Origin of the sequence: Escherichia sp. KTE159, assembly GCF_000408805.1 — a bacterium.
Classification (GTDB): domain Bacteria; phylum Pseudomonadota; class Gammaproteobacteria; order Enterobacterales; family Enterobacteriaceae; genus Escherichia; species Escherichia marmotae.
Window position 1 is genome coordinate 1,523,015 of the sequence record NZ_KE137292.1, and the last position, 26,770, is coordinate 1,549,784.

Consider the following 26,770-nt stretch of genomic DNA (forward strand, 5'->3'; position numbering starts at 1 on the left):
CAGACCTATGATCCCGGAAAAGCGAATTATACGGCGCATTCAGTCTGGCGGTTGTGCTATCCATTGCCAGGATTGCAGCATCAGTCAGCTTTGCATCCCGTTCACACTAAACGAACATGAGCTTGATCAGCTTGATAATATCATTGAGCGAAAGAAGCCTATTCAGAAAGGCCAGACGCTGTTTAAGGCTGGTGATGAACTTAAATCGCTTTATGCCATCCGCTCCGGTACGATTAAAAGTTATACCATCACAGAGCAAGGCGACGAGCAAATCACTGGCTTCCATTTAGCAGGCGATCTGGTAGGTTTTGACGCTATTGGCAGCGGTCATCACCCTAGCTTCGCCCAGGCGCTGGAAACGTCAATGGTATGTGAAATCCCGTTCGAAACACTGGACGATCTGTCTGGTAAAATGCCGAATCTGCGTCAGCAGATGATGCGTCTGATGAGCGGTGAAATTAAAGGCGATCAGGACATGATTCTGCTGCTGTCGAAGAAAAATGCAGAAGAACGTCTGGCTGCTTTTATCTACAACCTGTCCCGTCGTTTTGCCCAACGCGGCTTCTCCCCTCGTGAATTCCGCCTGACGATGACTCGTGGCGATATCGGCAACTACCTGGGCCTGACGGTAGAAACCATCAGCCGTCTGCTGGGACGCTTCCAAAAAAGCGGCATGCTGGCAGTCAAAGGTAAATACATCACCATCGAAAATAACGATGCGCTGGCTCTGCTTGCTGGTCATACGCGCAACGTCGCCTGATTTTTCCGCATAATCGACTATCCTTCTGTCATATCATTAAATTTTTCTGATTTATTGATCTGGCAGAAGGTTCATCACTGTTTCATTCACCAGATATGGGTTAATCTTTTAATTACAAACTGCATTGACAGTTGTTGTAAGGAGACCCTGTATGGCTATGTATCAGAACATGCTCGTTGTTATCGATCCTAACCAGGACGATCAACCAGCATTACGGCGAGCTGTTTATTTACATCAACGGATTGGTGGCAAAATTAAAGCTTTTTTGCCGATTTATGATTTCTCATACGAAATGACTACCCTGCTCTCCCCGGACGAGCGCACCGCCATGCGTCAGGGTGTTATCAGTCAGCGAACTGCGTGGATACACGAGCAGGCGAAATATTATCTTAACGCTGGCGTCCCCATTGAAATCAAAGTGGTCTGGCATAACCGTCCTTTCGAAGCCATCATTCAGGAAGTGGTCAGCGGTGGGCACGATTTAGTCCTGAAAATGGCACACCAACATGATCGTCTGGAAGCGGTTATCTTTACCCCTACCGACTGGCATCTGTTGCGTAAATGCCCAAGTCCGGTGTGGATGGTGAAAGATCAACCGTGGCCGGAAGGCGGTAAGGCGTTGGTGGCAGTAAATCTCGCCAGCGAAGAGCCGTATCATAATGCGCTCAATGAAAAACTGGTGAAAGAGACGATTGAACTGGCTGCACAGGTGAATCACACCGAAGTCCATCTGGTTGGCGCGTATCCCGTTACTCCTATTAATATTGCTATTGAGCTGCCGGAATTTGATCCAAGCGTTTATAACGACGCTATCCGCGGACAACATTTGCTGGCGATGAAAGCCCTGCGGCAGAAATTCGGTATTAATGAAAACATGACGCACGTCGAAAAAGGTCTGCCGGAAGAAGTGATTCCTGATCTAGCGGAACATTTGCAGGCAGGAATTGTCGTTCTTGGCACCGTAGGACGAACCGGAATTTCCGCGGCATTCCTTGGCAATACGGCGGAACAGGTGATTGATCATCTCCGTTGCGACCTGCTGGTAATCAAACCCGATCAATACCAGACGCCAGTTGAACTGGATGACGAAGAAGAAGACGACGACGATTAATCGTTCTTTAATTACTCACGAGGCCCGATACTTCGGGCCTTTTCTTCTTGCTTATTTCTCATCGCCACCGAGGAAATAAATTCCCAGCGGGATTGCCAGCAACACGGTAAAAACCAGGCTGTACACGAAAATCATCGAAGATTGAATCACATACATTGATGTCGTCCAGTCAGACAGCGGAATATTATATTGTTCAATAACACCACCAATGGTTGCGCGAGTCACCACCGACGCCGCAATAATAAAAACCGCCAACAAGCCTAAGAGAAACTTTCTTCCCCTCGCTGACTTTAATTTCATCATGATCATAATGTAATCCTTGTGCAAACAAACTCTCTGTTACTTATGCGTAACAATACCATGACATTTTGTCGTTGTCTGCTCTGAAGGCGTCAGATTGTTGACGTTTATATCATCAATCTATTGATCAATTCGCTGATGTTGCTACTTCCTTCCCTTACTATTGATGATATGAATCATTTGTCGCGGTAAAATAGCCCCGCCAGGGGTTTCCGGCATGACTTCAACCAATCTGGAGGAGCCTGATAAAACAATGATCGCTGAACTGTTTACAAATAATGCGCTTAATCTGGTCATTATTTTCGGTAGCTGCGCAGCATTGATTCTGATGAGCTTTTTGTTTCGTCGTGGGAATCGTAACAAGAAAGGATTCTTATTCCATGCGGTTCAATTTTTGATCTACACCATAATTATTAGTGCTGTTGGCAGCATCATTAATTATGTCATTGAAAATTACAAACTCAAATTTATCACACCAGACGCCGTCGATTTTATTTGTACGTCACTGATTGCGCTTATTCTGACGGTTAAGTTATTCCTTCTGATTAACCAGTTTGAAAAACAACAGATAAAAAAAGGCCGTGATATCACCAGTGCGCGGATTATGTCACGTATCATCAAAATCTGCATAATTGTGGTGATTGTTCTGCTTTACGGTGAACATTTTGGTATGAGCCTTTCCGGGTTGCTGACCTTCGGTGGTATTGGTGGTCTTGCTGTCGGTATGGCCGGTAAAGATATTTTGAGTAACTTCTTTTCCGGGATTATGCTCTATTTCGATCGCCCCTTTAGCATTGGCGACTGGATCCGTTCACCGGACAGAAATATCGAAGGTACGGTGGCAGAAATTGGCTGGCGTATCACTAAAATAAACACCTTTGATCACCGTCCTCTGTACGTGCCAAACTCGCTGTTTTCGTCTATCAGCGTAGAAAACCCGGGACGCATGACCAACCGTCGTATTACTACGACCATCGGTTTACGTTATGAAGACGCGGCAAAAGTGGGTGCCGTTGTCGAAGCAGTACGCGAAATGCTGAAAAATCACCCCGACATCGATCAGCGACAAACCTTACTGGTCTATTTCAACCAGTTTGCTGACTCGTCATTAAATATCATGGTTTATTGCTTTACCAAAACCACGGTATGGGCCGAATGGCTGGCAGTCCAACAGGATGTTTATTTGAAGATTATCGATATTGTACAGTCGCATGGCGCAGATTTTGCCTTCCCAAGCCAGACGTTGTATATGGATAATATTACACCGCCGGATCAGATGAAGTAACAACCCGCAGAAACTGGATGGCGATGTACATATTTGCCATCCAGTCTTATTTATTTTTTCAATTAACAGCAGCCAGTGCTACATTATTCTCACCCGCTTTAAACTGAACATACTGTTCTTCAGTACCAAAGAAAACTTCCGACTCAGTGCTGTGGCCGATCCCCGGTACAGTTTCATTCCCTGAATATTGCCAAAGCGTCCAGGGATTGCGCCCCTCAAGCTTCACGCCAGCTTGTCCCCAATACCCCATCCACACCATATACTGCTCAAATCGACTATCCATGAAGTGGGACAGATTATTATGATTGCCATAAAATATGGGGGTCTTATGATAATTTTGATAGACCAGACCAGCAAAGTGCAAAATATCATTACGTGCTTTCGCCATTCCCGATTTTTTAAAACAGGCTAGTTGAGTTGTATCTTCACCTTCAGGGTTTACCAATAAAATACCGGGCGGTAACATATTTGGATCAGCAGGCAGGAGGCTTTTTGCCGTTTCCAGTTGTGCTTCAGGAGTGCGACAAAAATCAAATTTGAAATAACCTCCACGGTCAAATTTGGAATCAGCTAATTGTTTCCAGTGAGACTTAAATGATGAATCGGGACCTCTCCAGCCAACTACTCTCGTATATACAAAACGCGCAGACGATTTTTCCTGAAACAATTTCCAGTCGATCTCACCATCATTAGATGAAATATCATGTCCATGGATCGGATAAATCTCCGGCGTTTTAAAAATACGAATATCAGGACGATTGGGAATTGCACTTACGGGACCATAAGGAATCTCAATTAATTTATTATCTTTTTCTTGATTATCTGCGGGGGAAGAATCTGGCTTATCAATAGAGAATGATGCCACATCGATATTAGTAAACTCTCCTGCTTTTCCCGCAGCCAGTTGAGTCTTATTATCCAGACGACTTGCCGCAGGCTCATTGATGAAGAAGAATCCCCCAGGGCCTGCGGGAATTTCTGTTGCACCAATCCAGGCATCACTTAAATGTAATCCCTTCCCTTGTTCATCCAGCTTTTCATTAATATCTGAATATTGATCGTTAACATAGATAAATAAACTCAACGTTCTGGTTATTCCGGCATAGTATTCTTTCTTACCATCTACCTTTACCATATATGACTTACCAAAACGTTCGTCGGCAACACCATTCGTTACCCCTTTGATAATTGTATCAAAAAAGACACTTCCGCGCTTTGCATCCAGCGAGTAAACCTCTGTTTTATCGTCACCGGCAGCTATTGCATACGCACCTGGATTACTGTACGAGTTAGAGTTACCCGCTCCGATGGTCATGCCATACAAGCCAGAACCAAAGCAAGCATTGACTAAAGTCAGAACATGGAAATAACGCTTTGCCAGAATATTAAGCTGTGCATTCAGCGCTGGCATTTCATACATCCCTTTTGAACCATCGATATCTGTAGCATTACTCAAAACAAATGCCGGTGCTTTATCAGAATTACCATTTTGAGTACCAAAACGCCCATGTCCTGAATAAGCAATTAACAAACGGGCTTTCTTATCAAACATCGTCCCTCTGGCAGGTAGATATTCTTTCAAAAAATAATTAATATTATCCAGCGATGCATCCTGATCTTTTAATAAAATAACCTCATCAAACTTCTGTCCGTTGATAAGAAAATCAGCCATTCTTTGGCCATCTACCGCTGCGGCAGGAATATCCTCATGCAAAAGTGGATATTTTGAAATTGCAATAATCAACCCGATGGAGCGAGTTTTTGCTGCATCCTGATCAGGTATTTTTAATGCGTCACTGATTCGGATATCCAGTCTCCCAGGGTTCTCAGAGCCATAATGGATAAAAAAATGACAATATTCATCAGGGACCATTGCGCCATTTTTGCAAATATCATCTGCCAGGACGTCAGTCATTCCCAGTGATATTCCTGCAATGAACAGCCCAAGGGCCGATTTACATAAAATTAGCCATCGTCTGTTCATAATTTAAAACTCCTGAACACCAAGAGTGGAATAAAACTCAGCAGTCGGTCCTTTATAAATACTGGCATCGAATTTCTTACTCGATCCCAAATTAAGCTGTGCAGCATCGGTAAACTGCCAGATTGCCCATTTTGTCTGGTTAATTGAACGCGGGGTTTCACTGGCCTGTGCCTGATTAGAGTAATCAGCCAGCCACAGTTTATGTTCTGCGACCTGGGCGAAACTATTTTCCCCACCAACGGCATCTTTCCACCACGCACGTGCAGTGTAGATAACCGGTTTACGCCCTAAATCGGCTTCTACCTGCGCGGTAAACGCCTTGATCATTGTTATAATTTCCGCAGGTTTGCGCTTCTGCCAGCGGTCCTTACCCGTTAATGAATCCACATCCCACTCAACATCCACTGCCGGTGGCATGTCTGTCGCCCTTAGCCCACCGTTAGCTTTGATAACTTTGACAAACGTCATTGCCTGCTTGCGTCCCCACAATTCTGCGTCGTCTGCCGGTGTACCGCTGGAAAGAAAGTGGTAGGCTCCACGGTGAAGTTTTATCCCTCGTTCAGTATCGCCGGCCCGCTGCCAAAAGCCGGCGAATTCAGGATCAACATAACGTGTTCCTTGACTGGACTTCATATACAAGAACACAGACTTATTTTTTGCCAACAGTTCGATCGGGAAGTTCCTGCCGTTATGATGGCTGATATCCACACCAAATAAAGAACTGGGTCGTGGTTGATTCAATACTGAATCGTAAGCAACATCAGCCGGAAATTTAAAATATTTTTTTACAGCAAAGGAATCAAACTCTTTATCACGCGAAGGATCCGATTCCAGAATTTTCACAAACAATTCTTGCCGGGAGAGATCATTCGTTAAGTTTTCCAGTCCCAGCGATGAGGCATCGGGCAGTGATTCTGCGGCCAGCGTTAAAGAGGAATAATTAATGAATAATAACGAGATAACTAACGGAATAGCTGAAAGTTTTTTCATTTTACCACCCCATTTTTTAGCTGTATGTCTGTTTTCTAATGAAGATATTTCACCAGGAATGCAATTCGCTTTACGTTGTAAAGAAAAGTAAAGCACAGCTTATATTCAGCGTATGTAATACACCTGACAAATAAAACATTTGATTATTATTTATGTTCGATATTGCCAGAAAATTTCAAAATTCCATCGTTGGAATGATTTTTTATAGGGAGGATTTAAAAAAAGAAGGGATTTTATCGGGATTGTTAAATCTGGCGCGCTTAACCGCGCCAGATGACATCATATTAATGCTTCACTATATACATAGTCCGACTATACGCCACATCTTCCGGGTTATTAATTGGATAACCTTTCAACCACGGTTTGATTAACCGACCATTGGTATATTGATAAATCGGCGCAATCGGTGCTTGTTCTATCAGGATTTTCTCTGCCGCGTTGTAATCGGCGTTGCGCGCTTTAACGGTATTTTCAGTCGATGCCTGAGCCAGTACCTTGTCGTATGCCGGATTGTTAAAACGTGAAATATTCCCTGAGTGCGTTGATGTTAACAGCGTCAAGAAAGTCGATGGTTCATTATAATCCCCGACCCACGAGGCGCGAATAACATCAAAGTTACCGGTGTTACGACTATCGATATAGGTTTTCCATTCCTGATTTTGTAATTTGACATCTACACCAAGATTCTTTTTCCACATCGACGCGACGGCAATAGCAATTTTCTGGTGATTTTCCGAAGTGTTATACAGCAGTGTAAGTTTCAACGGTTTCTGTGGACCATATCCGGCAGCGCTCAACAATGTTTTCGCCTGGGCATTCAGTTCTTCCTGACTCATTTGCTCAAACGGCGAAGGTTCTGGCGTAAATCCGGCGGTAACATCTGGCGTAAAATGCCATGCCGGCTTTTCACCTGTACCTAATACTTTTTCTGCCATCAGACGACGATCAATCGTCATGCTTAATGCCAGACGGACACGTTGATCTGCCGTTGGCCCTTTTTGCGTGTTAAATGCATAATAATACGTCCCCAACTGCGGCGGCGTATAAACCTGCCCTGGAATATCCTTCAGTAGTTTCTGATACATATTTTTTGGGAAGGATTCAGTGATATCAATATCACCTGCAAGATAGCGCTTGGTCGCGGTGGACTCCTGGTTAATTGGCAGGAAAGTCACTTTCTGCAGCACCGTTTTAGCGTTATCCCAATAATGGGTATTCGGCACCACGACCAGCTTTTCATTTACTACGCGCTCTTTAAGTACATAAGCACCATTGCCGATCAGATTCCCGGGCTTCGTCCACTCTTTACCACTTTCAACGTTGGCTTTTTGCACCGGGAAAAAAGCAAAGTTAGCGGTTAAATTCACAAACCAGGGCAACGGTTTATCAAGCTGAATTTTCAGAGTATGGGCATCAACAGCGGTGACGCCAAGTTGAGCTGGCGTAGCCTTACCATCAATAATTGCCTGGGCGTTGTTGATTCCAGCCAGTGCGGCAAACCAGGCAAACGGAGACAACGTTTTCGGATCCACCAGACGCTGCCAGCTATAGACAAAATCCTGTGCCGTTACCGGTGTACCATCGGCCCATTTGGCGTTATCGCGCAGGGTAAAAGTCCAGATGCGGTTGTCATTACTTTTCCACTGGGTAGCAACGCCAGGCACAATCTCGCCTTTCTCGTTCTGATTCACCAACCCTTCAAACAAATCGCGAATGACCTGAATCTCTGGCAAACCCACGGCTTTCGCGGGGTCTAATGATGCAGGCTCATCTTTAATGTGGCGCACCAACTCCTGTTTCTCTGCCAGTACTGTGCCGCCCGGAACATCTGCAGCATACGACAGGGAAATGCTGCTGACTAACAGCGCACAACAAGTGACTGAAACAGAGTGCTTCATAAGATACCCTCAAAACGATGTTAAGATTGATGCGTAATTATTTGTTTCTCCTTGAAGAAATGCAAATAACTTCCGGTAAAAAAGTGATAAAGGATCGATAACATATCGTTGTCGAAAAGGATTTGATAATCCGCAAAATTTGCACAACACTGCCTGTAATACTTCTTATATTCGAGACGATTATGACCGTGACCCGCCCGCGCGCCGAACGGGGCGCTTTTCCGCCAGGAACCGAACATTACGGACGTTCATTATTAGGTGCGCCATTGATCTGGTTTCCGGCGTCTGCAGCCAGCAGCGAAAGTGGTTTGATTCTGGCTGGCACCCACGGCGACGAAAATTCTTCCGTCGTCACCCTCTCCTGCGCATTACGCACATTAACCCCTTCTCTGCGCCGCCATCATGTCGTGCTCTGTGTGAATCCTGACGGTTGCCAGCTTGGTTTACGAGCCAATGCTAATGGTGTGGATTTGAACAGAAACTTTCCTGCAGCGAACTGGAAAGAAGGTGAAACGGTGTACCGCTGGAACAGCGCCGCCGAAAAGCGCGACGTGGTCTTGCTGACCGGAGATAAACCAGGCTCAGAACCTGAAACCCAGGCGTTGTGCCAGCTCATTCATCGTATCCAACCCGCCTGGATAGTCTCTTTTCACGATCCGCTGGCTTGTATTGAAGATCCCAGGCACAGTGAATTAGGTGAATGGCTGGCTCAGGCGTTTGAATTACCGCTGGTGACCAGCGTCGGCTATGAAACGCCCGGCTCCTTCGGCAGTTGGTGTGCTGATCTGAACTTGCACTGTATTACCGCCGAGTTTCCGCCTGTCTCCTCAGATGAAGCCAGCGAAAAGTATCTCTTTGCAATGGCGAATTTACTGCGTTGGCATCCTAAAGATGCAATTCGCCGGTCGTAAACTGTAGCGGCGGCTCCACATCCACCGCCAACCAGGTCGGGCCATCAAGATCAGCAAAACTGACCTGCGGCACCAGCGGTAAAACGGCGCTAATGGCGCGTGAAGTACATAGCATGCAGCCCAACATCAGGCTAAAACCTTGTGCACGCGCTTCGGTCGCCAACGCCAGCGCTTCTGTTAGCCCGCCGGTTTTATCGAGTTTGATGTTAACCATCTCATAGCGCCCTTGCAGCGCCTTCAGGTTACTGCGGGTATGGCAGCTTTCATCAGCACAAATGGGTAACGGATGAATAAAATTCTCCAGCGCCGCATCGTCCTGTGCCGGGAGCGGCTGTTCCAGCATAGCGACGCCTAAATCAGCCAACAACTGACATCGCGCCGCCAACCCTTCCGCGCGCCAGGATTCATTAGCATCAACAATCAACGTCGCATCCGGAACCGCTGCGCGGATCGCCACCATCCGCTCGCTAATAAGATGGTTATCCAGCTTCACTTTCAGCAATTTCGCCCCCGCCTGCCAGAGTGCTGATGCACTGCTGGCCATCTGATCCGGCGTACCAATAACCACTGTCTGCGCCGTGGTAATAGTGTCGGGAAGCGTTATGCCGATAAATTCAGCTAACGTCTGCTGCTGTTTACGCGCACAGAGATCCCACAACGCACAATCCAGCGCATTGCGTGCCGCACCAGCGGGCAAAATTTTTTGCAACTCTTCTCGTGTCAGTCCTTTTTCCAGTTGCGGCACAACACTCATAATTTGCGCCATTACCGAAGCATCGCTTTCACCGTAGCGCGGATAGGGAGTACATTCCCCTACGCCTTTAACACCATCCTCTTCCAGTTCAACCACCACCACACGCGCTTCACTACGGCTACCTCGCGCAATCACAAACGGGGAATGTAACGGCCAGGCTTCCTCAAATACCTTTACGGTTCTCATCTTTACTCCTTGTTGCCGCGGTGGTTTGCGGATTAAGCGCAAATAGCGTTTGCTGTGTTATTGACAGTTAGCATAAACTAGATGTGACGTTAACTATATGTAAACAGGAAAGATAATCATGTCACAAATCGTTCATTTCCAGGGCAACCCGGTTACAGTCGCCAATTCCATCCCGCAAGTGGGTAGCAAAGCGCAGACTTTTACTCTCGTGGCAAAAGATCTGTCTGACGTCACCCTCGGTCAGTTTGCGGGTAAACGCAAAGTGCTGAACATTTTCCCGAGTATTGATACCGGTGTTTGCGCCGCATCAGTACGTAAGTTTAACCAACTGGCGACAGAAATCGATAACACCGTTGTACTGTGTATTTCTGCCGATCTGCCATTCGCCCAGTCTCGTTTCTGCGGTGCGGAAGGTCTGAACAATGTAATCACCCTTTCCACTTTCCGTAATAGCGAATTCCTGAAAGCTTACGGTGTTGAGATCGCTGAAGGCCCCTTGAAAGGCCTGGCAGCGCGCGCAGTTGTCGTAATTGATGAAAATGACAATGTGATTTTCAGCCAACTGGTGAATGAAATCACCACCGAGCCGGATTACGACGCAGCTCTGGCTGTACTGAAAGCGTAAGTTATTATGCCTGATGGTATTGCGCCATCAGGCATTTTACGTGTTTACTCTTCGCTCTTCTTCTGACTCAGGCCGTATTCACGCAATTTGTTGGCAATCGCGGTATGGGAAACACCCAGACGTTTTGCCAGTTTGCGCGTGCTGGGGTAATTGCGATAAAGCTGGGTTAATACCGATCGTTCAAATCGGCTGGTGATCTCATCCAGCGAACCTTCCATCGCATCTTCCCCCACAGGGACGGTAGCAGCGTCATAATCTGGCAGCAAAATATCTTGTGGGCGCAGTTCGTAGCCATCCAGTTGCGTTAGTGCACGGTAAATCGCATTTTTCAATTGCCTCACGTTACCCGGCCAACCATAACGTGTCAGCACGGTATTCAGATCGGCAGCCAATTTCGGACGCGGCACTCCCTGCTCGTCGGCAAAGCGCGCGACGAACAATTCGGTTAACGGCATGATATCCTGCGGGCAGTCACGCAACGGCGGCAGATTCAGCGTCAACACGTTCAGGCGATAATAGAGATCTTCCCGAAATACGCCTTTTTGCACCAGCTCAACCAAATTCTTCTGCGTCGCGCAAATCACCCGCACATCAACATGCACTTCATGATCTTCGCCAACCCGACGGAAGGTGCCATCATTGAGGAAACGCAGCAGTTTAGCCTGCATCCGTGGCGACATCTCACCAATCTCATCCAGCAGCACCGAACCGCCGTTCGCTTGCTCAAAGAACCCTTTCTTCCCTTCCGGGGCATGCCCAAACAGTTCGCTCTCAACGGCATCTTCCGGAATAGATGCACAGTTCAGCGCCAGATAAGGTTTACCGGCACGAGGGCTGGCTTGATGACAGGCATAAGCAAAGAGATCTTTACCTGTACCCGTGTCACCCGTGATCAGTAGCGGCGCGCTTAACATCGCCAGTTTTTGCGCCTGCTCGACAACGTGTTTCATTTTCGAGCTAACGGCGACAATCTGGCTAAAGGCGCTGACGTCCTGCGCAGCCACATTTTGCAACTGACGCCCCATACGAATCGTCGAACGCAGCATCACCACCGCACCAGTCAAAACGTGCTGGTCATTTTCATCCTGAAGATAGACCGGCGTTATCTCCATCAAGAAATTCTGCCCGTTGATCACCACATGTTCGTTATGCGAATCCTGCGGGTCACTCTCCAGCCAACGTAAAAAATTAAATCCGTTAATCAATTGCGCAGCGGTATGATTGCGTAAACGCTCAAGTTTCTGACCAAATAGCTGACAACTCGCCGGATTCGCCATGTCCACTTTACTTTTCATATCGACAGAAAGCACGGGTTCAGGCAATGCCTCAAGCAATGCGCTCAGCGCCAGATGTTCACGCTCGGAAGGCATCCACGACACCGTGCGTACATCGGTAACACCTGCTATACGGCGAATTTCCGCCATCAGGCTGCTGAAACTGTCAAAATCCAGCTCGGCAAAATTAAGGTAAATCCGCCCGATTGGGTCAATCTCAATACCGCGTAAATCGATGCCTCTTAGTACTAGTAGATCGAGTAATTCGCGGGTCAGACCGAGTCGGTCTTCACAAAAGACTTCCAGACGCATGGGAACCTTCACCTGAAAAAAGAACAATTAATATGATGATATGACACTATTCGAGTGGCAGGAAGGTTTCTGTCAACAAACATTGACACAAAGACGAATAAACGGGCACTTCGGCGTAAAGATATCCGATCAGTACCCGATATTGCGTTATTTTTCGCTGGGCGTTTTGCCCTTTTGCAGCGTCTCTTTTACCTGACCGATAAGCTGACGACGGAAATCACCCAGACGGGGTTTGTCATCGTCAATCCACGGCAACGGACGGCAAAGTTCCATAGCTTTAATTCCCAGACGCGCAGTCAGTAGCCCGGCACCAATCCCCTGGGCAGCGCGCGTCGACAAGCGTGCGGCGAGATCCTGCGACATCCAGTCCATCCCCACTTCGCGCACCAGTTCACTGGCCCCGGCGAAAGCGATATTCAGCAGCACCAGTTTAAACAGACGCAAACGGCTGTAATAACCCAGTTCAATGCCATACAGCGTGGCGATGCGATTAATCAACCGCAGATTGCGCCAGGCAATAAACGCCATATCCACCAGCGCCAGCGGACTGACGGCAATCATCAGCGTAGATTCTGCCGCTGAACGGCTGATTTCGCGGCGCGCCTGCGCATCCAGCACCGGCTGAACCAGATGGGCATACAAACTGACGACTTCGCGATCGTTCTGCGTTTCATGGATCGAGGCATACCAGCGTTGCAGCGCCGGATGCGACTGATCGATCCCCGCCTGCTGCGCCAGCTTTTCACAAAAAACTCGCCCTTTTCCAGTACCGTAGCTATGCAGCAAATCTCGCGCTTCATCACGCTCATGAGCACGCTGGCGCAAGCGCCATAACCGCCGCCACTCCGTCACCACAGAGCCAACGCCAGCGCCGATGATCAATGCCCCAGCGGCACAACCGCCCAGCGCCACCCAGTCCTGGGTTTGCCAGGCATTCATCGTCCACTGCACCCCCTGACCAACAACGCTCACGCCAAACAGCGTCAGCCCGCCCATCACCATTTTGCGCCACAGACTGCGTTTCGGGCGTAATGCGGCATCCATCACCGCTTCAACTTGCCCTTCTTCTTCCTGTGCTGCGTCGAGCGTCGCCGGTGCAAAATTTTGCGCCTGACTTTCGTCAAAGGTCTGCTGCGCCCTGAATTTAGGGTTCTGATCGACCTCCAGCGGACCGTCGAAATCAATACGTGGTTTTAACAACGGTTCGGTCATCGCAATTTATCTCCTATTAAAAATTCCAGCGCGGCATCAAGACGAATATGCGGCAGCGGTTTGTCGACATCCATTACCTGCGGACGAAACGCCTCAAACTGGAAACCTTGCTTATCCCAGAACGCCTGACCGGGCAAACGTGCGGGAACTTCGCCAGGATAAACAGTGAGCGGTGCGCCATCGCTCAATCGATTGCCGCGCAGCGCCGGAATTTTCTCACCGTTAACGTCGATAATGCCGCTGGTGGTCGCCTGAACTGAGGCCAGCCCCAGACAATCCATGCTGATCCCTTCAAACGCCGCATTTTGCCAGGCGTCCTGAATCAGTTGTTGCAGTAATGAAACCATATTGGCGTGCTGATCGATGGTCACATGGTCCGCTTTCGTCGCAGCAAACAGTAATTTGTCGATAACCGGCGAGAACAAGCGCCGGAACAGCGTGCGCTGCCCATAATGAAAACTCTGCATCAGTTGCGTCAGCGCCAGGCGCATATCGTTAAAAGCCTGCGGACCACTGTTGAGCGGTTGCAGGCAATCCACCAGTACAATCTGGCGGTCGAAGCGCAGAAAGTGATTCTTATAGAAACCTTTCACCACTTTCTCGCAGTAATAGTTATACCGCTCACGCAGCATCCCGGCGTTGGTGTGTTTATCGGCCTGTGCCAGTTTGGACTCACCCCAGGCGTCAACATCCGGCCACGGGAAGAACTGCAACGCAGGCGCTCCCGCCATATCGCCAGGCAAGACAAAGCGACCAGGCTGGATAAAGTGCAGCCCCTGCTGCTTGCAATGGTGGAGATAATCGGTCCACGCGGCGGCAATGTCCGCAAGACGATTTTCGTCGGCAGGAGCTAACGGGTCCAGCCCTTCGCACATCATCCGCCATTTTGCCGACCACTCGCCACGCTGACCATTAAGCAAGCCCGTCATCTGCCGCGACCAGCTTAAATAATCCTGTGCCAGCATTGGCAAATCGAGTAGCCACTCGCCGGGATAATCAACAATCTCCAGATACAACGTGGAGGTGTCCTTGAAATGACGCAGCAGCGAATCATTCGATTTATAACGCAATGCCAGGCGGATTTCGCTGACGCCGCGCGTTGGCGTCGGCCAGGCCGGAGGATCGCCATATAATTGCGCCAGACCTTCATCATAGGTGAAGCGCGGAATGCCAAAGTCACGCTGGGGAATGCGTTTTACGCCCAGCAGACGATCTTCACGCACCGCACTTAATAGCGGCAAACGTGCTCCGGCATGAATATTGAGCAACTGATTAACCATCGCGGTGATAAACGCTGTTTTCCCACTGCGGCTAAGACCGGTTACGGCCAGTCGCAAGTGCCTGTCGACACCACGATTCACCAGCGCATTAAGTTCATTTTTGAGTCGCTTCATTGCTGTCCTGTGCCAGAAAGCTGTAGAAAGGATGAGATGCTGGAGGTAATAATGTGGGTTAATTTTGATTTATCAAATAAATAAGCGGTGTTATTTACACCGCTCAATGAGTAATTCTTTTAACCTTTGACCTTCGGCATCTCAATATCTTTAAGACCACCGGCGTTTTCAACGTGGGTGTACCCCATTTCGCTGAGGATTTCTTTTGCCTGTCCGGACTGACGCCCTGCGTTGCAATACACTTTAACGGTGTCGTTTTTATCCGGAACGGCGGTGGCAATACGCTCTTTCACTTCCTTCAGGGGAATATTGATGGCTCCCTGAACGTGCTCTTGCTGATACTGTTCTGGAATACGAACATCGATCCAGTGTTCAGCGGCAAAAACAGGCAGTGAAAACGCCAGCGTCAGCGCTAGTAACCCTTTTTAAACATGTAAGCGTCCTTCTATGGATGAAAATTGCTATCCATTATACGCCTGAGATTTAACAATTTTTGCGAAACTCCCCTCACCTTTTATAGCGCTGTGCCAGTTTATTAGCGGCCCGACTTAACAGCGGTTCCAGCGCCACAGCCAGCAACATTTTCAGCGGCCGACGAGCAACAGATTTTATCGCCCAACCAGCAACGCCCGCCGGGCCGTAGCGCAGTGCGGTAAGAAGTACCAGCTTGCCTGCTAATTTGAAACCAGGCTTCACCTTTTGCCCGGCCTGTTGCCAGCGAATATTCATAACTTTCCTCACAGTTGACGGAAACGACTACGTAGCGAGAAAGTGTCGGAAGTGACATAACGTTCCATCTCGCGTAAACGCGTTTCACTGGCCGCCAGTTCACGGTCGACTTCATCCAGCAATTCGCTGCTGGAAGGTTGTTGTTCACCATACGCCATGTTGTCCGGCATCGGGTCAAGGGCAAATGACAAGATGATGTAAGCGACCAGGGTAAACAGCGCCAGGCCGAAGAATATCGACAGCACCACGAGAATACGCACCAGTTTTACGGGCACATCAAAATAATTGGCAATCCCTGCGCAGACACCACGCACCATGCCCTGTTGTGGGATGCGCCATAATTTTTTATTGAGATTAATACCCGCCATTAGCGATCCCTCCAGTTCGGATGTTCAGCATCAAGAATGGACTCCAGCGCCTGAATACGCTCACGCATCCGTTTTGCCTCATCTGCCAGTTGCGCTAATCGCTGCTGTTCACTTTGCGACAATTCACCGCGGCTGGAGCGGTTGCTGTAATGCAGCCATAACCAGATAGGCAAAACAAACAGCACAAAAATGGTTAACGGAATAGCCAGAAATAGCGCGCTCATAAGTACTCCTTAGACGATGAGCGGCGGCGCGTTCAGACGCCGCCTGGGGTGTTATTATTGATTATCTTGCTTCATTTTGGCTTTTAATTGCGCCAGTTGCTCGCTGATTGCGTCATCGGCTTTCAGTTCAGCAAATTGCTCATCCAGCGATCGTTGTTTACCAAAGCTGTGGCTTTCTGCTTCTGCTTCCATCTGGTCGATACGACGTTCGAAAGATTCGAAACGCGCCATCGCTTCATCAAGTTTTCCGCTATCCAACTGACGGCGCACATCGCGCGACGAATTCGCCGCCTGATGACGCAGCATTAATGCCTGCTGGCGAGCGCGGGTTTCGCTCAACTTGTTTTCCAGTTCGCCTATCTCTTTCTTCATGCGCGCCAGCGTATCGTCCACCAACGTCACTTCATGTTCCAGGGACTTAATCAGATCGGTCAGTTTCTGTTTTTCAATTAACGCTGCACGCGCCAGATCTTCTCTCTCTTTCAGCAGTGCCAGTTCGGCTTTTTCCTGCCACTCAACTTCACGAGCCGACGCTTGTTCAATCCGGCGAGTCAGTTGTTTCTTTTCCGCCAGCGCACGCGCCGAAGTAGAACGCACTTCAACCAAAGTGTCTTCCATCTCCTGGATCATCAGACGCACCAATTTCTGCGGGTCTTCCGCCTTCTCTAAAAGGGCGTTGATGTTGGCATTCACGATGTCGGCAAAGCGAGAAAAAATACCCATAATGTTGTCCTCTTGATTTCTTTGTTCAGGATTGTCCTGCTGAACTGTTAATACAATTTGCGTGCCAATTTTTATCTTTTTGATTTATAAAGATCTGATTGAAGATTCAACAGCAACATGCCAGGATGAATTAGCGAATTACACTAACAAGTGGCGAATTTCATCATGGCTGAATACAAAGATAACTTACTCGGTGAAGCGAACAGCTTTCTCGAAGTGCTGGAACAGGTTTCGCATCTCGCGCCGCTGGACAAACCAGTGTTGATTATTGGCGAGCGCGGCACCGGTAAAGAGTTGATCGCCAGCCGCCTGCACTACCTTTCTTCGCGTTGGCAAGGGCCGTTTATTTCTCTTAACTGCGCGGCGTTAAATGAAAATCTGCTGGATTCCGAACTGTTTGGCCATGAAGCTGGCGCGTTTACCGGCGCGCAAAAACGTCATCCGGGACGATTTGAACGCGCAGACGGCGGCACGTTGTTTCTTGATGAACTCGCTACGGCACCGATGATGGTGCAGGAAAAATTGTTGCGCGTGATCGAGTATGGTGAACTGGAACGCGTCGGCGGTAGTCAGCCATTACAGGTCAATGTGCGGCTGGTATGTGCCACGAACGCCGACCTTCCGGCGATGGTCAATGAAGGCACTTTTCGCGCCGACCTGCTCGACCGTCTGGCTTTCGACGTGGTGCAACTGCCGCCGCTGCGTGAGCGTGAAGGCGATATTATGCTGATGGCGGAACACTTTGCCATCCAAATGTGTCGGGAAATCAAACTGCCTCTATTCCCGGGTTTTACGGAACGCGCCAGAGAAACGCTGCTAAATTATCGCTGGCCGGGAAATATTCGTGAATTGAAAAACGTGGTGGAACGTTCGGTGTATCGCCACGGCACCAGCGATTATCCGCTTGATGACATCATTATTGATCCCTTTAAACAGCGTCCACCGGAAGAAGCTATCGCCGTTTCAGAAACGACATCACTTCCGGCGTTGCCGGTGGATTTGCGCGAATTTCAGATGCTGCAGGAAAAAGAGTTACTTCAGCTCAGTTTGCAACAGGGGAAATATAACCAGAAACGCGCGGCTGAATTACTGGGATTAACCTATCATCAGTTCCGCGCATTGTTGAAAAAGCACCAGATTTAGCGGGGTTAGGCAATGTCACTTGCCGGATGCGGCGTAAACGTCCTGTTCGACCAACAAAACCGTTTAAATTCAATATACTGTCAGCTAGTGCATGATACGGGTTTCGCCAGACGCAGCCTGGCGCACTGGCGGTGCGCAGCGCCGTTATCTATAAAAAGATGTATGACCCGGATCACGAGTGCTATCATCCGCCCCTATGCTTAACGCATTAACCCCAGGGTAAACCATGAACCACGATATCCCACTGAAATATTTCGATATTGCCGATGAATACGCGAGCGAATGCGCAAAATCTGTCGCAGAATCTGAGCGCACGGCGCTGGCCCACTACTTCCAGTTACTGCTCACCCGTTTGATGAACAATGAAGAGATCAGCGAAGAAGCCCAGCATGAAATGGCCGCTGAAGCAGGGATTAATCCCGCGCACATTGATGAGATCGCAGAGTTCTTGAATCAATGGGGTAATGAGTAATCATTTAATAGTGGACGCCCGGCCAGGATTGTAGGCCGTACCGCATCCGGCTAAAAATGAGACACACCTTGTCAGCAATCTGCAGTCAGTCTCACGATCGCGCCTGTCTGCACCTCGCTAAGTTGTTCTGTGAGTTATAGTTATAAAGAAATCACGGGTACGAATGTTGAACAGATGGCGACGCCACCTGTTCAACGACCAACCACACGGCCCTCATTACGACCCCTGAACACAAACGGTAATGGCAAATGTCATTAAATATTAGTAAGATAGCCTCTTTACATAAAATCCCTTAATATTATGCGCCAGGTATTATCGTCTCTTTTGGTGATTGCTGGACTTGTGAGTGGTCAGGCAATAGCCGCGCCTGAACCCGCCCCGCACGCTGATATCCGCGACAGCGGTTTTGTCTATTGCGTCAGCGGACAAGTCAACACCTTTAACCCATCCAAAGCGAGCAGTGGGTTAATTGTCGATACCCTTGCCGCCCAGTTTTATGATCGACTGTTGGATGTCGATCCTTATACCTATCGTCTGATGCCGGAACTTGCCGAAAGCTGGGAAGTGCTCGACAACGGCGCGACCTATCGCTTCCACCTGCGCCGCGATGTCCCGTTTCAAAAAACGGCCTGGTTTACTCCCACGCGCAAAATGAATGCCGATGATGTGGTGTTTACCTTCCAGCGAATTTTTGACCGCAGCAACCCGTGGCATAACGTCAACGGTAGCAACTTCCCCTATTTCGACAGTCTGCAATTTGCCGACAACGTTAAAAGCGTCCGCAAGCTGGATAATCACACCGTTGAGTTCCGTCTGTCCCAGCCTGACGCCTCCTTTTTATGGCACCTGGCAACCCACTATGCGTCGGTAATGTCTGCCGAATACGCCCAGAAGTTAGAGCAAGAAGATCGCCAGGAGCAACTCGACCGCCAGCCCGTCGGCACCGGACCGTATAAACTGTCGGAAAATCGCACGGGGCAATATATTCGCTTACAACGTCATGATGAATTCTGGCGAGGCAAGCCGTTGATGCCGCAGGTGGTGGTGGATTTAGGCTCTGGCGGCACCGGACGGCTGTCGAAACTCTTGACCGGTGAATGTGACGTTCTGGCCTGGCCCGCTGCCAGTCAGCTATCTATTTTGCGCGATGACCCGCGTTTGCGTTTAACGCTGCGTCCGGGGATGAACGTTGCCTATCTGGCGTTTAACACCGCCAAACCGCCGCTAAATAATCCAGCAGTCCGCCACGCGCTGGCGTTGTCGATCAATAACCAGCGCCTGATGCAATCTATCTATTACGGTACGGCTGAAACTGCGGCCTCAATTTTACCGCGCGCCTCGTGGGCTTATGACAACGAGGCTAAAATTACCGAATACAATCCAGCGAAATCACGCGAACAGTTGAAGGCGTTGGGACTGGAAAACTTAACGCTGAAACTGTGGGTGCCGACGCGCTCACAGGCGTGGAACCCCAGCCCGCTGAAGACCGCCGAACTCATTCAGGCGGATATGGCGCAGGTCGGCGTGAAAGTGGTGATTGTACCGGTAGAAGGTCGTTTTCAGGAGGCGCGATTGATGGATATGAGCCATGATCTGACGTTATCCGGTTGGGCGACGGACAGTAATGATCCGGACAGTTTCTTCCGTCCGTTACTGAGCTGTGCGGCCATTCACTCCCAGACCAACCTTGCCCACTGGTGCGATCCGAAATTTGACAGCGTATTGCGTAAGGCGCTCTCCTCGCAGCAACTGGCTGCGCGTATTGAAGCCTATGACGAAGCGCAAAGTATTCTGGCGCAGGAGTTGCCCATTCTGCCGCTGGCCTCGTCACTGCGCTTGCAGGCCTACCGTTACGATATCAAAGGGCTGGTTCTTAGCCCGTTTGGTAACGCCTCCTTCGCAGGGGTGTACCGCGAAAAGCAAAATGAGGTGAAAAAACCATGATTATCTTCACCTTACGCCGCATTTTGTTATTGATCGTGACCTTGTTCCTGCTGACCTTTGTTGGCTTCAGTTTGAGCTATTTCACGCCACATGCGCCGTTACAAGGCGCGTCGCTGTGGAATGCATGGGTGTTCTGGTTTAACGGCCTGATCCACTGGGATTTTGGCGTTTCCAGCATTAACGGTCAGCCGATTGCCGAGCAGTTAAAAGAGGTCTTCCCGGCGACGATGGAGCTGTGCATTCTCGCCTTCGGTTTTGCGCTGATTGTTGGGATCCCCGTGGGGATGATTGCCGGAATTACACGCCATAAGTGGCAGGATAATTTGATCAACGCCATCGCGTTATTGGGCTTTTCGATCCCTGTTTTCTGGCTAGCACTTCTGTTGACGCTGTTTTGTTCGCTTACATTAGGCTGGCTGCCCGTTTCAGGGCGTTTCGATCTGCTCTACGAAGTGAAACCGATTACCGGTTTTGCGTTGATTGATGCCTGGCTTTCGGACTCACCGTGGCGGGATGAAATGATCATGAGCGCAATGCGTCATATGGTATTGCCAGTCATCACCCTGTCGGTTGCACCGACTACCGAAGTGATCCGTCTGATGCGTATCAGCACCATCGAAGTGTATGACCAGAACTATGTGAAAGCAGCGGCAACCCGCGGTTTGTCGCGCTTTACTATTTTGCGTCGCCACGTGTTACATAACGCGTTACCTCCTGTCATCCCTCGCCTGGGATTACAGTTCTCCACCATGCTGACACTGGCGATGATCACCGAAATGGTCTTTAGCTGGCCTGGACTTGGCCGCTGGTTAATTAACGCCATCCGCCAGCAGGATTACGCAGCCATTTCCGCCGGAGTGATGGTCTGCGGTTCACTGGTCATTATTGTTAACGTGATTTCTGATATTTTGGGTGCCATGGCTAACCCTCTGAAACATAAGGAATGGTATGCCTTACGATAGCGTATACAGCGAGAAGCGCCCGCCCGGCACGCTGCGTACCGCCTGGCGCAAATTCTATGGTGATGCCGCTGCAATGGTCGGCCTGTACGGCTGCGCGGGGCTGGCTGTGTTGTGTATTTTTGGCGGCTGGTTTGCGCCTTACGACATCGACCAGCAATTTCTCGGTTATCAATTGTTGCCGCCGTCATGGTCGCGCTACGGAGAAGTCTCTTTTTTCCTCGGCACCGATGACCTTGGTCGCGATGTTTTAAGCCGTTTACTGAGCGGTGCTGCGCCTACCGTCGGCGGCGCATTTGTGGTGACGCTTGCCGCGACAATCTGTGGTCTTGTGCTCGGCACCTTCGCCGGTGCTACGCATGGTTTACGGTCAGCGGTGCTTAACCATATTCTGGATACTTTACTGGCGATCCCGTCCCTGCTGCTGGCGATTATCGTCGTCGCGTTTGCCGGGCCGAGTTTGTCGCACGCAATGTTTGCCGTCTGGCTGGCGTTACTGCCGCGTATGGTGCGTTCGGTCTACAGCATGGTGCATGATGAGCTGGAAAAAGAGTACGTTATTGCTGCCCGTCTGGATGGCGCAACGACGCTGAATATTCTCTGGTTTGCCGTGTTGCCGAACATTACCGCCGGACTGGTCACAGAGATCACCCGCGCACTGTCGATGGCAATTCTTGATATCGCCGCGCTGGGCTTTCTCGATCTCGGCGCGCAACTCCCCTCGCCTGAATGGGGAGCGATGCTTGGCGATGCACTGGAGCTGATTTATGTCGCCCCGTGGACCGTGATGCTGCCTGGAGCGGCAATTATGATCAGCGTGTTGTTGGTTAACCTCCTTGGCGATGGTGTACGTCGTGCGATTATTGCGGGGGTGGAATAATGCCGTTACTGGATATTCGTAACCTGACCATTGAATTTAAAACCGGTGATGAGTGGGTTAAAGCCGTTGACCGCGTGAGTATGACCTTAACCGAAGGTGAAATCCGTGGCCTTGTTGGCGAGTCTGGCTCCGGCAAAAGTTTGATTGCGAAAGCGATTTGTGGCGTTAATAAAGATAACTGGCGTGTTACCGCTGACCGTATGCGTTTTGATGATATCGATCTGTTGCGTCTCTCCGCGCGCGAACGGCGCAAGCTGGTTGGGCACAATGTATCGATGATCTTTCAGGAACCGCAATCGTGTCTCGACCCTTCTGAACGTGTGGGTCGTCAGTTGATGCAAAATATCCCGGCCTGGACCTACAAAGGGCGTTGGTGGCAGCGTTTTGGCTGGCGCAAACGCCGTGCCATTGAGCTGCTGCACCGTGTGGGGATTAAAGATCACAAAGATGCGATGCGCAGCTTTCCGTATGAGTTAACCGAAGGTGAATGCCAGAAAGTGATGATTGCCATCGCGCTGGCAAATCAACCACGTCTGCTGATAGCTGACGAACCGACAAACTCGATGGAGCCAACCACCCAGGCGCAGATTTTTCGCCTGCTGACGCGTCTGAATCAGAACAGTAACACCACCATTTTGCTTATCAGCCATGACTTACAAATGCTTAGCCAATGGGCGGATAAAATTAACGTGCTTTACTGTGGCCAAACGGTGGAATCCGCGCCAAGTAAGGAGCTGGTGACGATGCCGCATCATCCTTATACCCAGGCGTTGATCCGCGCGATACCGGACTTCGGCAGCGCGATGCCGCATAAAAGTCGCCTCAATACGCTGCCCGGTGCCATCCCTCTGCTGGAACAATTACCGATTGGCTGTCGTCTGGGACCACGTTGCCCGTATGCACAACGAGAATGTATTGTGACGCCGCGTTTGACGGGGGCGAAAAATCATCTCTATGCCTGTCATTTCCCGCTGAACATGGAGAAAGAGTGAGATGATAGAAACCCTGCTCGAAGTGCGTAATTTAAGCAAAACGTTCCGCTACCGAACCGGCTGGTTTCGTCGTCAGACCGTAGAAGCCGTAAAACCCTTGAGCTTTACGCTGCGTGAACGCCAGACGCTGGCGATTATTGGCGAGAACGGTTCCGGAAAATCGACGCTGGCGAAAATGCTGGCGGGAATGATTGAGCCAACCAGCGGTGAGTTATTGATTGACGATCATCCGCTGCATTTTGGCGATTACTCTTTCCGCAGCCAGCGGATTCGCATGATCTTTCAGGACCCGTCGACCTCGTTGAATCCACGTCAGCGTATCTCGCAGATCCTGGATTTTCCGCTGCGCCTGAACACTGACCTCGAGCCTGAGCAGCGGCGCAAACAGATTATTGAAACGATGCGTATGGTCGGACTGCTGCCGGATCACGTCAGTTACTATCCGCATATGTTGGCACCAGGGCAAAAACAGCGTCTGGGTCTGGCTCGCGCACTAATATTGCGCCCTAAAGTCATTATCGCGGATGAAGCTCTCGCCTCGCTGGATATGTCGATGCGTTCGCAGTTGATTAACCTGATGCTGGAGTTACAAGAAAAACAGGGCATTTCTTATATTTATGTTACCCAACACATCGGGATGATGAAGCATATCAGCGACCAGGTTCTGGTCATGCATCAGGGCGAAGTGGTCGAGCGCGGCAGTACGGCTGACGTGCTGGCATCGCCGCTACATGAACTCACCAAGCGGCTCATTTCCGGGCACTTTGGCGAAGCGTTGACGGCAGATGCGTGGCGCAAAGATCGTTAATCTTCGGCGCCTCATTCTGACAGGGGAAAATCCCCTGAGGAATCCCCAGAAAACAAGACAGGCATAGTGAGATGTGATCTAATTGATTGTGCTAACAATTTCAAGGAGATCACCACTATGCCTGCACGTTCATTATGCCAAAATTTCCTTAACAACATACTGGCCCCTTTGCATCTTTACCGTCAAAAATCACTGATTGACGCAACTAATGCTGTAATAAATGGCGCTTCCCTCACACTTACCAGTATCGGGCGTCATTTAACCGGTACGGCATCAGTTAAAAACAAAATAAAGCGGGTGGATCGACTGTTGGGGAATCGACATTTGCAAAATGAGGTTTCCACCATTTTTCAGCGAATTACCCAAAAGATTACGCGGGGAATGTCTCGTGTTGTGATACTCATTGACTGGAGTGCTTATCATGCCTCTCGTTTTCAGCTTTTGCGGGCAAGCCTGGCATGTGACGGGCGTTCTTTACCGTTGATGAGTTGTGTCGTTCCATCATCACAGACAGCGAATGCAGACGTACATGAGCGTTTTCTGGAATCGCTTGCTGAGTGCTTTTCCCCCGGGACTGATGTCATTGTTATTACAGATGCCGGTTTTCAGGGGCGATGGTTCCAACAGCTCCGCTCCCGTGGCTGGACCTATATTTGCCGGGTACTGGGCAATCATTATTACAATGTTGGTGATGGCTGGGAAAAGGTGTCGGACTCAGGCACAAAAGCATCAACGACAGCAATTTATTTAGGTGAAGGCCTGCTGGGTCGAGATAAAAATGCACAACATGAAGGGCATTTTTATCTTTATAAAAGTAAGCCTAAAGGTCGTAGATTTAAACGCTCAAAGGAAAGAGCAACCAGACCATCGGTGACGGCTAAAGCTCGTACTGCCGGGAAATCACCATGGTTTATTTTCACAAACAGTACTGAGTTCTCGCCAAAACAGGTAATGAAATTATACAGCCGTAGAATGCAAATTGAGCAAAATTTCAGGGATGAAAAAAATCCTCGCTGGGGATTTGGACTACGGTTTGGTGCCAGTCATTCATCCGGGCGAGTCACGGTATTGAGTCTGATCGCAACATTAGCCAGTATCATTATGTGGTTAAGCGGTTTCAGCTTGGAAAACAAAGGGATACATCATAAATATCAGGCAAATACAGTGAAGCACAGGCGAGTCATCTCGTTGTTAAAACTGGTGGAGAATGTGATTCGACATTCTCCACTCATACTAAACACACTGTCACTTGACGCAGGGCTGAAAGTTCTACAGCAACGGTATACCAATATGATAATGGTTTACTAAATTTTCTGGGGATCCCTCAGGGAAAATCCCCGTCAGAATGAGGCATTCATTAATCCATTACTTCTGACTGTCGATTCTGGTGAGAGCAACCAGCAATGCCAGCGTGTAACACACCGTAATCGCCAGGCTCATTTTTAACAGAGTTTCCCCACCTACTCCCGATAACGGCGCAGCTATACCGCCAAAGACAAACATACTCATCCCCATCAGCGCAGATGCCGTTCCTGATTCTTGCGTCCCTACAGCACTCATTGCCTCAGCCCCACCAACAGTGCCTATGCCGCTACAAAATGCGATGGTGAAAAATAATGCCACCAGTGCCGGAATGGGTAACTGCAACCATGCACATAAGACAGTGAGCAATGCACACAGAATCGCCGCTACCAGGCCGACTCTCAACAATTTCATCGGGTTAAGTCGTCGGGCCAGTCGTGAGAAGATCCATGAAGCGATGATAAGCCCGATGCCGTTAAGGCCAAACACCAGGCTGAATTGCATTGGGCTAAAGCCAAATTCTTTCTGTAATACGAAAGACGAAGAACCGATGTACGCAAACAAGCCAGCCAGCATAAAACTTTGAATCAGGCAAAAACGCATGAAACGGCGGTTCTGCACCACACTTCGTCCGGTTAATAGTAATGATGAGCCCCTTTTATTTTCTGGCAATGTCTCATGGATAAATAACAGACAGCCCAGCAACAGTACGGTGCTAATTTCAGCCATTACCCAGAATAAAGTGCGCCAGTCAAAGGTGCTGACAATGTAACCTCCCAGCACTGGCGACAATACCGGAGCCAGGCCATTCACCGTCATTAACAGTGCAAAGAACTGGGTCAGCGTTACCCCCTGATATTTGTCACGAGCAATAGAACGAGAGAGCACCGAACCACCTGCCCCCGCGATCCCCTGAATAAAACGCCAGACCACCAGCCAGTAAATATTGTTAGTTGTCGCGCACAAAATGGAGGAGACAATAAACAATAGTAACGACAAGATTAACGGGCGTTTACGTCCTATTTTGTCGCTCAGAGGGCCAAATAACAGTTGCCCTACGCCAAGACCGATTAGTGACGCGGTCAACGTCAATTGCGTTATGGTCGTGGTTGTCGCCAGTTGCTCCGACATCTCAGGTAATGCGGGCAAATAAAGGTCAGTACACATCGGGCCGATACCGGCTAAAAGACCAAGAATCAATGCCCATGAAAGAGAGACTCTAGCCATACT

The 26,770-nt window shown here is 49.3% G+C and carries 26 protein-coding genes and 1 pseudogene; 13 read left to right on the top strand and 14 right to left on the bottom strand.

Annotation, left to right across the window (positions count from 1 at the left end):
- Positions 1–7 precede the first annotated feature (7 nt).
- Both fnr and uspE read left to right on the top strand, forming a co-directional pair.
- The gene (fnr, locus tag A31E_RS14260) at positions 8–760 is read left to right on the top strand and encodes a fumarate/nitrate reduction transcriptional regulator Fnr (protein WP_000611910.1); all 753 of its coding nucleotides are present in this window, start codon (positions 8–10) and stop codon (positions 758–760) included.
- A gap of 151 nt (positions 761–911) precedes the next feature.
- Complete coding sequence (gene uspE, locus A31E_RS14255) at positions 912–1,871, top strand: universal stress protein UspE (protein ID WP_001516469.1); 960 nt, start codon at positions 912–914, stop codon at positions 1,869–1,871.
- 51 nt (positions 1,872–1,922) lie between these two features.
- On the opposite strand, the gene A31E_RS14250 is transcribed toward uspE, so the two are convergent.
- The gene (locus A31E_RS14250) at positions 1,923–2,180 is read right to left on the bottom strand and encodes a DUF2534 family protein (protein WP_000605648.1); all 258 of its coding nucleotides are present in this window, start codon (positions 2,178–2,180) and stop codon (positions 1,923–1,925) included.
- Between the two features lie 244 nt (positions 2,181–2,424).
- Between A31E_RS14250 and ynaI the strand changes: the two genes are divergently transcribed.
- The gene (gene ynaI / locus A31E_RS14245) at positions 2,425–3,456 is read left to right on the top strand and encodes a low conductance mechanosensitive channel YnaI (RefSeq protein ID WP_001516470.1); all 1,032 of its coding nucleotides are present in this window, start codon (positions 2,425–2,427) and stop codon (positions 3,454–3,456) included.
- A gap of 58 nt (positions 3,457–3,514) precedes the next feature.
- On the opposite strand, the gene A31E_RS14240 is transcribed toward ynaI, so the two are convergent.
- The 3 genes from A31E_RS14240 to mppA all read right to left on the bottom strand — a co-directional run bounded on the left by A31E_RS14240 (position 3,515) and on the right by mppA (position 8,328).
- Positions 3,515–5,440 (bottom strand): GH25 family lysozyme, encoded by a 1,926-nt coding sequence (locus tag A31E_RS14240; RefSeq protein WP_016248742.1) that lies wholly within the window; start codon positions 5,438–5,440, stop codon positions 3,515–3,517.
- Positions 5,441–5,443: 3 nt separating this feature from the next.
- Positions 5,444–6,526, bottom strand: a complete 1,083-nt coding sequence (locus A31E_RS14235) for a glycoside hydrolase family 25 protein (protein ID WP_232015669.1) — start codon at positions 6,524–6,526, stop codon at positions 5,444–5,446.
- Positions 6,527–6,714: 188 nt separating this feature from the next.
- Complete coding sequence (gene mppA / locus A31E_RS14230) at positions 6,715–8,328, bottom strand: murein tripeptide ABC transporter substrate-binding protein MppA (RefSeq protein ID WP_016248743.1); 1,614 nt, start codon at positions 8,326–8,328, stop codon at positions 6,715–6,717.
- Between the two features lie 182 nt (positions 8,329–8,510).
- On the opposite strand from mppA, the gene mpaA reads away from it, so the two are divergent.
- Positions 8,511–9,239 (top strand): murein tripeptide amidase MpaA, encoded by a 729-nt coding sequence (gene mpaA / locus A31E_RS14225; RefSeq protein WP_001516472.1) that lies wholly within the window; start codon positions 8,511–8,513, stop codon positions 9,237–9,239.
- On the opposite strand, the gene ycjG is transcribed toward mpaA, so the two are convergent.
- Positions 9,214–10,179, bottom strand: a complete 966-nt coding sequence (gene ycjG, locus A31E_RS14220; RefSeq protein ID WP_001516473.1) for an L-Ala-D/L-Glu epimerase — start codon at positions 10,177–10,179, stop codon at positions 9,214–9,216. The two genes, mpaA and ycjG, sit on opposite strands and share 26 nt — an antisense overlap.
- 118 nt (positions 10,180–10,297) lie before the next feature.
- Between ycjG and tpx the strand changes: the two genes are divergently transcribed.
- Positions 10,298–10,804, top strand: coding sequence for a thiol peroxidase (gene tpx / locus A31E_RS14215; RefSeq protein WP_000078458.1), 507 nt, complete (start codon positions 10,298–10,300; stop codon positions 10,802–10,804).
- 44 nt (positions 10,805–10,848) lie between these two features.
- Here the strand turns inward: tpx and tyrR are convergent, their stop codons facing one another.
- The 8 genes and pseudogenes from tyrR to pspA all read right to left on the bottom strand — a co-directional run bounded on the left by tyrR (position 10,849) and on the right by pspA (position 17,040).
- Positions 10,849–12,390, bottom strand: a complete 1,542-nt coding sequence (gene tyrR, locus A31E_RS14210; protein ID WP_001516475.1) for a transcriptional regulator TyrR — start codon at positions 12,388–12,390, stop codon at positions 10,849–10,851.
- Between the two features lie 147 nt (positions 12,391–12,537).
- Positions 12,538–13,602: a YcjF family protein gene (locus tag A31E_RS14205; RefSeq protein WP_016248744.1), complete on the bottom strand. Its 1,065-nt coding sequence runs from the start codon at positions 13,600–13,602 to the stop codon at positions 12,538–12,540.
- Positions 13,599–14,996: a YcjX family GTP-binding protein gene (locus A31E_RS14200; protein WP_016248745.1), complete on the bottom strand. Its 1,398-nt coding sequence runs from the start codon at positions 14,994–14,996 to the stop codon at positions 13,599–13,601. Before A31E_RS14200 ends, A31E_RS14205 begins: the two co-directional genes overlap by 4 nt.
- 119 nt (positions 14,997–15,115) lie before the next feature.
- Positions 15,116–15,461: pseudogene (pspE, locus tag A31E_RS0122600) on the bottom strand (thiosulfate sulfurtransferase PspE).
- A gap of 42 nt (positions 15,462–15,503) precedes the next feature.
- Positions 15,504–15,725, bottom strand: a complete 222-nt coding sequence (pspD, locus tag A31E_RS14195; RefSeq protein WP_001469239.1) for a phage shock protein PspD — start codon at positions 15,723–15,725, stop codon at positions 15,504–15,506.
- Between the two features lie 8 nt (positions 15,726–15,733).
- A complete protein-coding gene (pspC, locus tag A31E_RS14190) occupies positions 15,734–16,093 on the bottom strand; it encodes an envelope stress response membrane protein PspC (RefSeq protein WP_016248746.1) in 360 nt (119 codons plus the stop codon).
- Positions 16,093–16,317, bottom strand: coding sequence for an envelope stress response membrane protein PspB (pspB, locus tag A31E_RS14185; protein ID WP_001274965.1), 225 nt, complete (start codon positions 16,315–16,317; stop codon positions 16,093–16,095). The genes pspC and pspB overlap by 1 nt, the downstream gene beginning before the upstream one ends.
- Before the next feature lie 54 nt (positions 16,318–16,371).
- A complete protein-coding gene (gene pspA / locus A31E_RS14180; RefSeq protein ID WP_000511027.1) occupies positions 16,372–17,040 on the bottom strand; it encodes a phage shock protein PspA in 669 nt (222 codons plus the stop codon).
- Between the two features lie 165 nt (positions 17,041–17,205).
- Between pspA and pspF the strand changes: the two genes are divergently transcribed.
- The 8 genes from pspF to A31E_RS14140 all read left to right on the top strand — a co-directional run bounded on the left by pspF (position 17,206) and on the right by A31E_RS14140 (position 25,546).
- Positions 17,206–18,183, top strand: coding sequence for a phage shock protein operon transcriptional activator (gene pspF, locus A31E_RS14175; RefSeq protein ID WP_001516479.1), 978 nt, complete (start codon positions 17,206–17,208; stop codon positions 18,181–18,183).
- Positions 18,184–18,409: 226 nt separating this feature from the next.
- A complete protein-coding gene (locus A31E_RS14170) occupies positions 18,410–18,655 on the top strand; it encodes a YmjA family protein (RefSeq protein WP_001015094.1) in 246 nt (81 codons plus the stop codon).
- 300 nt (positions 18,656–18,955) lie between these two features.
- Positions 18,956–20,599: an ABC transporter substrate-binding protein SapA gene (sapA, locus tag A31E_RS14165; RefSeq protein ID WP_001250188.1), complete on the top strand. Its 1,644-nt coding sequence runs from the start codon at positions 18,956–18,958 to the stop codon at positions 20,597–20,599.
- Complete coding sequence (sapB, locus tag A31E_RS14160) at positions 20,596–21,561, top strand: putrescine export ABC transporter permease SapB (protein WP_000583280.1); 966 nt, start codon at positions 20,596–20,598, stop codon at positions 21,559–21,561. The genes sapA and sapB overlap by 4 nt, the downstream gene beginning before the upstream one ends.
- Positions 21,548–22,438, top strand: a complete 891-nt coding sequence (gene sapC, locus A31E_RS14155; protein WP_001146144.1) for a peptide ABC transporter permease SapC — start codon at positions 21,548–21,550, stop codon at positions 22,436–22,438. Before sapB ends, sapC begins: the two co-directional genes overlap by 14 nt.
- Positions 22,438–23,430, top strand: a complete 993-nt coding sequence (sapD, locus tag A31E_RS14150; protein ID WP_001128856.1) for a peptide ABC transporter ATP-binding protein SapD — start codon at positions 22,438–22,440, stop codon at positions 23,428–23,430. Before sapC ends, sapD begins: the two co-directional genes overlap by 1 nt.
- A 1-nt stretch (position 23,431) precedes the next feature.
- Positions 23,432–24,238 (top strand): peptide ABC transporter ATP-binding protein SapF, encoded by an 807-nt coding sequence (sapF, locus tag A31E_RS14145; RefSeq protein WP_000573415.1) that lies wholly within the window; start codon positions 23,432–23,434, stop codon positions 24,236–24,238.
- 117 nt (positions 24,239–24,355) lie between these two features.
- Complete coding sequence (locus A31E_RS14140; RefSeq protein ID WP_016248747.1) at positions 24,356–25,546, top strand: IS4-like element ISEc60 family transposase; 1,191 nt, start codon at positions 24,356–24,358, stop codon at positions 25,544–25,546.
- Between the two features lie 57 nt (positions 25,547–25,603).
- Here the strand turns inward: A31E_RS14140 and A31E_RS14135 are convergent, their stop codons facing one another.
- A complete protein-coding gene (locus tag A31E_RS14135; protein WP_016248748.1) occupies positions 25,604–26,767 on the bottom strand; it encodes a multidrug effflux MFS transporter in 1,164 nt (387 codons plus the stop codon).
- Positions 26,768–26,770: the final 3 nt, after the last annotated feature.

What these genes read in the sequence shown, in the direction of transcription:
- tpx (WP_000078458.1), top strand. Translation starts at nt 10,298, where the DNA reads ATGTCACAAATCGTTCATTTCCAGGGCAACCCGGTTACAGTCGCCAAT.
- pspA (WP_000511027.1), bottom strand. Translation starts at nt 17,040, where the DNA reads ATGGGTATTTTTTCTCGCTTTGCCGACATCGTGAATGCCAACATCAAC.
- sapF (WP_000573415.1), top strand. Translation starts at nt 23,432, where the DNA reads ATGATAGAAACCCTGCTCGAAGTGCGTAATTTAAGCAAAACGTTCCGC.
- A31E_RS14200 (WP_016248745.1), bottom strand. Translation starts at nt 14,996, where the DNA reads ATGAAGCGACTCAAAAATGAACTTAATGCGCTGGTGAATCGTGGTGTC.
- sapD (WP_001128856.1), top strand. Translation starts at nt 22,438, where the DNA reads ATGCCGTTACTGGATATTCGTAACCTGACCATTGAATTTAAAACCGGT.
- mpaA (WP_001516472.1), top strand. Translation starts at nt 8,511, where the DNA reads ATGACCGTGACCCGCCCGCGCGCCGAACGGGGCGCTTTTCCGCCAGGA.
- sapC (WP_001146144.1), top strand. Translation starts at nt 21,548, where the DNA reads ATGCCTTACGATAGCGTATACAGCGAGAAGCGCCCGCCCGGCACGCTG.
- uspE (WP_001516469.1), top strand. Translation starts at nt 912, where the DNA reads ATGGCTATGTATCAGAACATGCTCGTTGTTATCGATCCTAACCAGGAC.
- pspC (WP_016248746.1), bottom strand. Translation starts at nt 16,093, where the DNA reads ATGGCGGGTATTAATCTCAATAAAAAATTATGGCGCATCCCACAACAG.
- ycjG (WP_001516473.1), bottom strand. Translation starts at nt 10,179, where the DNA reads ATGAGAACCGTAAAGGTATTTGAGGAAGCCTGGCCGTTACATTCCCCG.
- A31E_RS14140 (WP_016248747.1), top strand. Translation starts at nt 24,356, where the DNA reads ATGCCTGCACGTTCATTATGCCAAAATTTCCTTAACAACATACTGGCC.
- sapA (WP_001250188.1), top strand. Translation starts at nt 18,956, where the DNA reads ATGCGCCAGGTATTATCGTCTCTTTTGGTGATTGCTGGACTTGTGAGT.
- sapB (WP_000583280.1), top strand. Translation starts at nt 20,596, where the DNA reads ATGATTATCTTCACCTTACGCCGCATTTTGTTATTGATCGTGACCTTG.
- A31E_RS14205 (WP_016248744.1), bottom strand. Translation starts at nt 13,602, where the DNA reads ATGACCGAACCGTTGTTAAAACCACGTATTGATTTCGACGGTCCGCTG.
- ynaI (WP_001516470.1), top strand. Translation starts at nt 2,425, where the DNA reads ATGATCGCTGAACTGTTTACAAATAATGCGCTTAATCTGGTCATTATT.
- pspB (WP_001274965.1), bottom strand. Translation starts at nt 16,317, where the DNA reads ATGAGCGCGCTATTTCTGGCTATTCCGTTAACCATTTTTGTGCTGTTT.
- A31E_RS14170 (WP_001015094.1), top strand. Translation starts at nt 18,410, where the DNA reads ATGAACCACGATATCCCACTGAAATATTTCGATATTGCCGATGAATAC.
- fnr (WP_000611910.1), top strand. Translation starts at nt 8, where the DNA reads ATGATCCCGGAAAAGCGAATTATACGGCGCATTCAGTCTGGCGGTTGT.
- A31E_RS14240 (WP_016248742.1), bottom strand. Translation starts at nt 5,440, where the DNA reads ATGAACAGACGATGGCTAATTTTATGTAAATCGGCCCTTGGGCTGTTC.
- A31E_RS14250 (WP_000605648.1), bottom strand. Translation starts at nt 2,180, where the DNA reads ATGATCATGATGAAATTAAAGTCAGCGAGGGGAAGAAAGTTTCTCTTA.
- tyrR (WP_001516475.1), bottom strand. Translation starts at nt 12,390, where the DNA reads ATGCGTCTGGAAGTCTTTTGTGAAGACCGACTCGGTCTGACCCGCGAA.
- mppA (WP_016248743.1), bottom strand. Translation starts at nt 8,328, where the DNA reads ATGAAGCACTCTGTTTCAGTCACTTGTTGTGCGCTGTTAGTCAGCAGC.
- pspF (WP_001516479.1), top strand. Translation starts at nt 17,206, where the DNA reads ATGGCTGAATACAAAGATAACTTACTCGGTGAAGCGAACAGCTTTCTC.
- pspD (WP_001469239.1), bottom strand. Translation starts at nt 15,725, where the DNA reads ATGAATATTCGCTGGCAACAGGCCGGGCAAAAGGTGAAGCCTGGTTTC.
- A31E_RS14135 (WP_016248748.1), bottom strand. Translation starts at nt 26,767, where the DNA reads ATGGCTAGAGTCTCTCTTTCATGGGCATTGATTCTTGGTCTTTTAGCC.